The sequence below is a fragment of the Micromonospora sp. KC207 genome (assembly GCF_004348615.1).
Classification (GTDB): Bacteria; Actinomycetota; Actinomycetes; order Mycobacteriales; family Micromonosporaceae; genus Micromonospora.
The window spans coordinates 1-5,566 of record NZ_SMKJ01000366.1; the positions used below are offsets into that span (position 1 = coordinate 1).

Annotated in this window: 5 protein-coding genes; 4 read left to right on the plus strand and 1 reads right to left on the minus strand. The window is 74.1% G+C overall.

Features of this window, described 5'->3' with window-relative positions; all coding sequences use genetic code 11:
• A partial coding sequence (locus E1258_RS29205) for a 3-deoxy-7-phosphoheptulonate synthase (protein ID WP_132406783.1) occupies positions 1 to 1,074 on the minus strand: 1,074 nt, incomplete at its 3' end.
• Between the two features lie 312 nt (positions 1,075 to 1,386).
• Between E1258_RS29205 and E1258_RS29210 the strand changes: the two genes are divergently transcribed.
• The 4 genes from E1258_RS29210 to E1258_RS29225 all read left to right on the plus strand — a co-directional run bounded on the left by E1258_RS29210 (position 1,387) and on the right by E1258_RS29225 (position 5,564).
• Positions 1,387 to 2,541, plus strand: a complete 1,155-nt coding sequence (locus tag E1258_RS29210; protein ID WP_132406785.1) for an alkaline phosphatase PhoX — start codon at positions 1,387 to 1,389, stop codon at positions 2,539 to 2,541.
• A gap of 26 nt (positions 2,542 to 2,567) precedes the next feature.
• A complete protein-coding gene (locus tag E1258_RS29215; RefSeq protein ID WP_132406787.1) occupies positions 2,568 to 2,783 on the plus strand; it encodes a hypothetical protein in 216 nt (71 codons plus the stop codon).
• A 145-nt stretch (positions 2,784 to 2,928) separates the two neighbouring features.
• Positions 2,929 to 4,221, plus strand: a complete 1,293-nt coding sequence (locus tag E1258_RS29220; protein ID WP_132406789.1) for a pitrilysin family protein — start codon at positions 2,929 to 2,931, stop codon at positions 4,219 to 4,221.
• Entirely contained in the window at positions 4,218 to 5,564 is a 1,347-nt protein-coding gene (locus tag E1258_RS29225; protein WP_132406791.1) for a pitrilysin family protein, read from the plus strand. The genes E1258_RS29220 and E1258_RS29225 overlap by 4 nt, the downstream gene beginning before the upstream one ends.
• Positions 5,565 to 5,566 lie beyond the last annotated feature (2 nt).

A 5,566-nucleotide genomic window follows, 5' to 3' on the forward strand; every position in this document is an offset into this window, starting at 1 on the left:
GGCCGGGGTGGTGCGGCGGGCGCGGACGGCGGTGGCCAGGGCGTCGAGGACCTCCTCGGTGGTGTCCCAGCCCAGGCAGGCGTCGGTGATCGAGCGGCCGTACTCCAGCTCGCGCGTCGGGTCCAGCTCCTGCCGGCCCGGGAGCAGGAAGCTCTCCAGCATGACGCCGACGATGCCGCGCTGGCCGGCGGCGAGCTGGGCCGCGACGTCGGCGGCGACCAACGGCTGGCGGCGGTGGTCCTTGCCGCTGTTGGCGTGGCTCGCGTCGACCACGACCCGCTCCGCCAGGCCGGCCGCGCGCAGCTGCGCCAGCGCCGCGGCGACGGAGACGGCGTCGTAGTTCGGGCCGTCGTTGCCGCCGCGCAGCACGAGGTGGCCGTCGGCGTTGCCCCGCGTGTGCATGATCGCCGGGGTGCCTGAGACGTCGATACCGGGGAAGACGTGCGGGACGCCGGCCGCGCGGATCGCGTCCACGGCGGTGCCGATGCTGCCGTCGGGGCGGTTCTTCATGCCGATCGGCATGGACAACCCGGAGGCGAGCTGCCGGTGCACCTGGCTCTCCACGGTGCGGGCACCGATCGCGCCCCACGCCACGGTGTCGGCGATGTACTGCGGGGTGATCGGGTCGAGGAACTCGCAGCCCACCGGCAGTCCCAGCCGCAGTACGTCGAGCAGCAGCGCGCGGGCGGTGCGCAGGCCGGTGTTCACGTCACCGGAGCCGTCCAGCCCCGGGTCGTTGATCAGGCCCTTCCAGCCCACCGTGGAACGCGGCTTCTCGAAGTACACCCGCATCACGATCAGCAGGTCGTCGGCGAACCGGTCGGCGGCGGAGCGCAGCCGGGCCGCGTAGTCCAGGGCGGCGGCCGGGTCGTGCACCGAGCACGGACCGACCACGACCAGCAGTCGGTCGTCGGCGCGGTCCAGCACCCGGGCGACCGCGCGCCGGCCGTCGAGCACGGCCTCGGTGAGCGCGGCGTCCAGGGGCAGGTGGTGGTGCAGCAGGGCCGGGGTGGTCAACGGCACGACGCGGTCGATCCGCTGATCGATCACGCGATGGCTGTCCGGGGTCGTCACGGTGGGATTCCTTCCGCCGACCGTGCCCCGGGGCCGGCGCCCGAGGTCGAGCCGGCTGCTCGTACGCAAAAGGGCAGGGATTCAGGCCCCTGCCCGGCCGGCTCGAAGAGGAGTGACGTCAGATCATGGTGAAGTCACCGGCTCCTCCAGCCGGCTGCCTAAACCATCGATACGACCGCGTCACGCCGACCAGCGTACCCGACGTAGCGGGAAAGGCTCATCCGGTCGTCGGGAAAGCCTCGCCTCGCGTTCACTTTCATCGATGTCTTGCTCGGTAGCTTCGGCGGCACACGCCATCGCCTGGAGGTTCGAATGGATCGTCGTACGCTGCTGCGCGCCACCGCCGCCGGAGGGGCCGCCGCCTTCACCGGCAGCCTCTGGTCGTCCGCCGCGTTGGCCGCCCCCGCCCAGCCCGGCGCGGGACCGTACGGGCCCCTGGGCGCCGCCGACGGCAACGGCATCCAGCTTCCCGCCGGGTTCACCAGCCGGGTGGTCGCCCGCTCCCGACAGGTGGTCGCCGGCACCACGTACTCGTGGCACGACGCCCCCGACGGCGGGGCCTGCTTCCCCGCCGGAACCGGTTGGATCTACGTCTCGAACTCCGAGATCACCCCGGGGGGCGGGGCGTCGGCGGTGCGATTCAACGCCGACGGGACCGTCGCGGCGGCCTACCGGATCCTGTCCGACACCAACCGGAACTGCGCCGGCGGCGCGACCCCGTGGGGCACCTGGCTCTCCGGCGAGGAGGTCAGCCGCGGGTACGTCTACGAGACGTACCCGCAGGGCGGCACGACGGCGGTGCAGCGGCCGGCGCTGGGCCGGTTCAAGCACGAGGCGGCGGCGGCCGACCCGGCCCGACAGGTCATCTACCTGACCGAGGACGAGTCGAGCGGCTGCTTCTACCGGTTCCGGCCGACCGTCTGGGGCAACCTGTCCGCCGGCACCCTGGAGGTGCTGGTCGCCGGCACCGCCACCAGCGGCCCGGTCACCTGGGCCCGGGTGCCGGACCCGGACGGCTCGCCGACGTACACCCGCCAGCAGGTCTCCGGCGCGAAGAAGTTCAACGGCGGCGAGGGCTGCTGGTACGCCGACGGGACCTGCTGGTTCACCACCAAGGGCGACAACCGGGTCTGGGCGTACGACGCGGTCGCGCAGCGCATCGAGCTGGCGTACGACGACTCGTTGGTGGCCGGCGGCAGCGCGCCCCTGACCGGGGTGGACAACATCGTCGGGGCCCGCTCCGGGGACCTGTACGTAGCCGAGGACGGCGGCAACATGGAAATGAACATCATCACCCCGGACGAGGTGGTCGCGCCCTTCCTCCGGATCACCGGCCAGAGTTCGTCCGAGATCACCGGCCCCGCCTTCTCCCCGGACGGCACCCGGCTCTACTTCTCCTCCCAGCGGGGCACCTCCGGCTCGTCCTCGGGCGGGATCACCTACGAGGTGCGCGGCCCGTTCCGCTGAGCCGTCGACGGGGTGCAGGGCCCGGTATGAGCCACGATCAGACTGACGCCCACCGGATCGAGTCCCGCGCGCACCTGCTGCCCGAGGAGGCGGCGGCCGGCAGCGACGACCCGCACGCCCAGGCCGAGGCGATCCTCGCCGAGTCCGACCGCAGAAAGGACGACCGCAACGCCGCCCCCGACACCCTGCTGGAGCACCGCACGTCGGACCAGACGGTGCCGTCGATCGAGCCCCCGGACTGAGCCCCGCCCCACGCCACGACGCCGGCCCCGGGTAGCGCCCGCCGCCCGGGTCCGGCGTCCGGGCCGGTGGCGGGGCCGGTGGCGGGGCCGCCGCGCCGACCCAAGGCGCCACCGCTGCGACCGTGAGATCGGATAGCGTCTGGCCATGCCCGACAGCGGTTACCCCTGGCCGATCGAAACGACCCGACTGGACAACGGCTTGCGTGTGGTGGTGAGCGAGGACCGCACCGCGCCCGCGGTCGCGGTGAACCTCTGGTACGACGTGGGTTCCCGGCACGAGCCGGACGGGCAGACCGGGTTCGCCCACCTCTTCGAGCACCTGATGTTCGAGGGCTCGGTGAACGTGGCGAAGACCGAGCACATGAAGCTCGTCCAGGGCGCCGGGGGCTCGCTCAACGCCACCACCAACCCGGACCGGACGAACTACTTCGAGACCGTCCCGGCCGAGCACCTGGAACTGGCGCTGTGGCTGGAGGCCGACCGGATGGGCGGCCTGGTGCCGGCGCTGACCCAGGAGACGCTGGACAACCAGCGGGACGTGGTCAAGAACGAGCGCCGCCAGCGCTACGAGAACGTCCCGTACGGCGACGCGTGGCTGCGGTTGCTGCCGCTGCTCTACCCGCCCGGTCACCCGTACCACCACGCGACGATCGGGTCGATGGCGGACCTGAACGCCGCCGACCTGGCCACCTTCCAAACGTTCCACCGCACGTACTACGCGCCGAACAACGCCGTGCTGACCGTGGTCGGCGACGCCTCCGCGGTCGAGGTCTTCGCGCTGGCCGACAAGTACTTCGGCGCCATCCCGGCCCGGGAGTCGATTCCGGCGGCGCCGGACGGCCGGCACGTGCCCGCCACCGGCGCGCCGGTGGCGGAGGCCGTCACCGCCGCCGTGCCCGCGCCCCGCGTGTTCGTCGCGCACCGCACCCACCCGTTCGGCACCCCGGGCTACGACGTGCTGACCGTCCTGGCCACCGTGCTGGGCAGCGGCCGGGGCAGCCGGCTCTACCAGCGCCTGGCCGACGGGGAGCGGCTCGCCCAGCCCGACCTGGTCGGCGCGTACGGGGTGGACCTGCGGCACGCGCCGGCCCCGCTGATCGTCACCGCCACCGCTCGGCCCGGGGTGACCGGCGAGCGGCTGGCCGCCGGGGTGGCCGAGGTCGTCGACGAGCTGGCGACCGTGCCGGTCACCGCCGCCGAGCTGGACCGGGCCAAGGCGCTGCTCAGCACCGCGTGGTGGCGGCAGATGTCCACGGTCGACGGCCGGGCCGACACCCTCGGCCGGTACGCCACCCAGTTCGGCGACCCGGCGAAGGCCGCCGAGCGGCTGCCCGCCTGGCTCGCGGTGACCGCCGAACAGATCGCCGAACTCGCCGCCGAGGCGCTGCGCGCCGAGGACCGGGTCACCCTGACCTACCTGCCCGAGGAGACCGCATGAGCCTGATCGCCGATCGTCCCGGGCCGGGGCTGGCCCGGCTGTACCGGTTCCCGCAGGTGGTGCGCCGCGACGTGGCCGGCGGTCGGGTCGTCGCCGCGCACCTGCCCGGGCAGAACCTGGCCGTGGCGCTGCTGCTGCTCGACGCCGGTGCCGGCCGCGAGCCGGTCGGCCGGGAGGGGCTCGGCGCGGTGCTGGCCAAGGCGCTGGAGGAGGGCACCGCGCAGCGGGACGCCACCGGCTACGCGCTCGCCATCGAGGCGCTGGGCACCGAGCTGGTGACCGGGCTCGACTGGGACTCGTTCCAGGTCAGCGTCCAGGTGCCGGTGGGCCGGCTGAGCGCCGCCGTCGAGCTGCTCGCCGAGGCGGTCCGCACGCCCACGCTGGACCCGGACGACGTGCGGCGGGTCCGCGACGACGAGGCGACCGCCCTGCGGATGGACTGGGCGAACCCCGGCCCCCGGGCCGAGGCGGCGCTGCGGGCCGACCTGTTCGGCGCCCAGAACCGCTGGGGCCGGCCCATGTACGGCGACCCGGACTCGGTGGCGGCCCTGGACGTGGAGGACGTCACCGTCTTCCACTCCGAGTGGTTCCTCCGCCCCGGCACCCTGATCGTCGCCGGTGACCTGGACCGGCTCGACCTGGACGCGCTCGGCGCGGCGGCCTTCGCCGGCACCGGCGGCGGCCCGGTGCCCCCGGAGGGCCCGATCGACGTGCCGTTGCGTGCCGGACGCCGGATCCTCCTGGTCGACCGGCCCGGGTCGGTGCAGTCCACGCTGCGGCTGGGGCATCCCTCCCCGCACCGGGCGCACCCCGACCACGTGCCGATGACCCTGGCCGGCACGGTGCTGGGTGGCGCGTTCACCTCCCGGCTGAACCACCTGATCCGCGAGGTGCGCGGCTACACCTACGGCATCCGGGGCGACTTCGCCTCGTCCCGCCGGTTCGGCCGGTTCGCAGTCAGCTCCGGGGTGCAGACGGCCGTCACCGCGCCGGCCCTGGTCGAGGCGGTCGGGGAGATCACCCGTACCTGCGTCGGCGGGGTGACCGAGGACGAGCTGGCGGTGGCCCGGTCCTGGCGGGCGGGGCAGCTCTCGGTCGAGTTGCAGAGCCCCCGGGCGATCGCGTCGGCGCTGACCACCCTGGTCGTGCACGACCTGCCGGACGACCACCACGCCCGGCTGCGCGAGTCCCTGCTCGCCGCCGACGTGGCCGAGGTGTCGGCCGCCGCCGCGACCCACCTGCACCCGGATTCGCTGACCCTGGTGGTCGAGGGCGACGTCGCGCTCATGCGCGACGAGCTGGCGGCCACCGGCCTCGGGGAGATCGTCGACGCCCAGCCGTAGAC

Excerpts from the sequence above, each read along its gene's own strand:
- E1258_RS29210 (WP_132406785.1), top strand. The coding sequence starts at position 1,387 with ATGGATCGTCGTACGCTGCTGCGCGCCACCGCCGCCGGAGGGGCCGCC.
- E1258_RS29215 (WP_132406787.1), top strand. The coding sequence starts at position 2,568 with ATGAGCCACGATCAGACTGACGCCCACCGGATCGAGTCCCGCGCGCAC.
- E1258_RS29220 (WP_132406789.1), top strand. The coding sequence starts at position 2,929 with ATGCCCGACAGCGGTTACCCCTGGCCGATCGAAACGACCCGACTGGAC.
- E1258_RS29225 (WP_132406791.1), top strand. The coding sequence starts at position 4,218 with ATGAGCCTGATCGCCGATCGTCCCGGGCCGGGGCTGGCCCGGCTGTAC.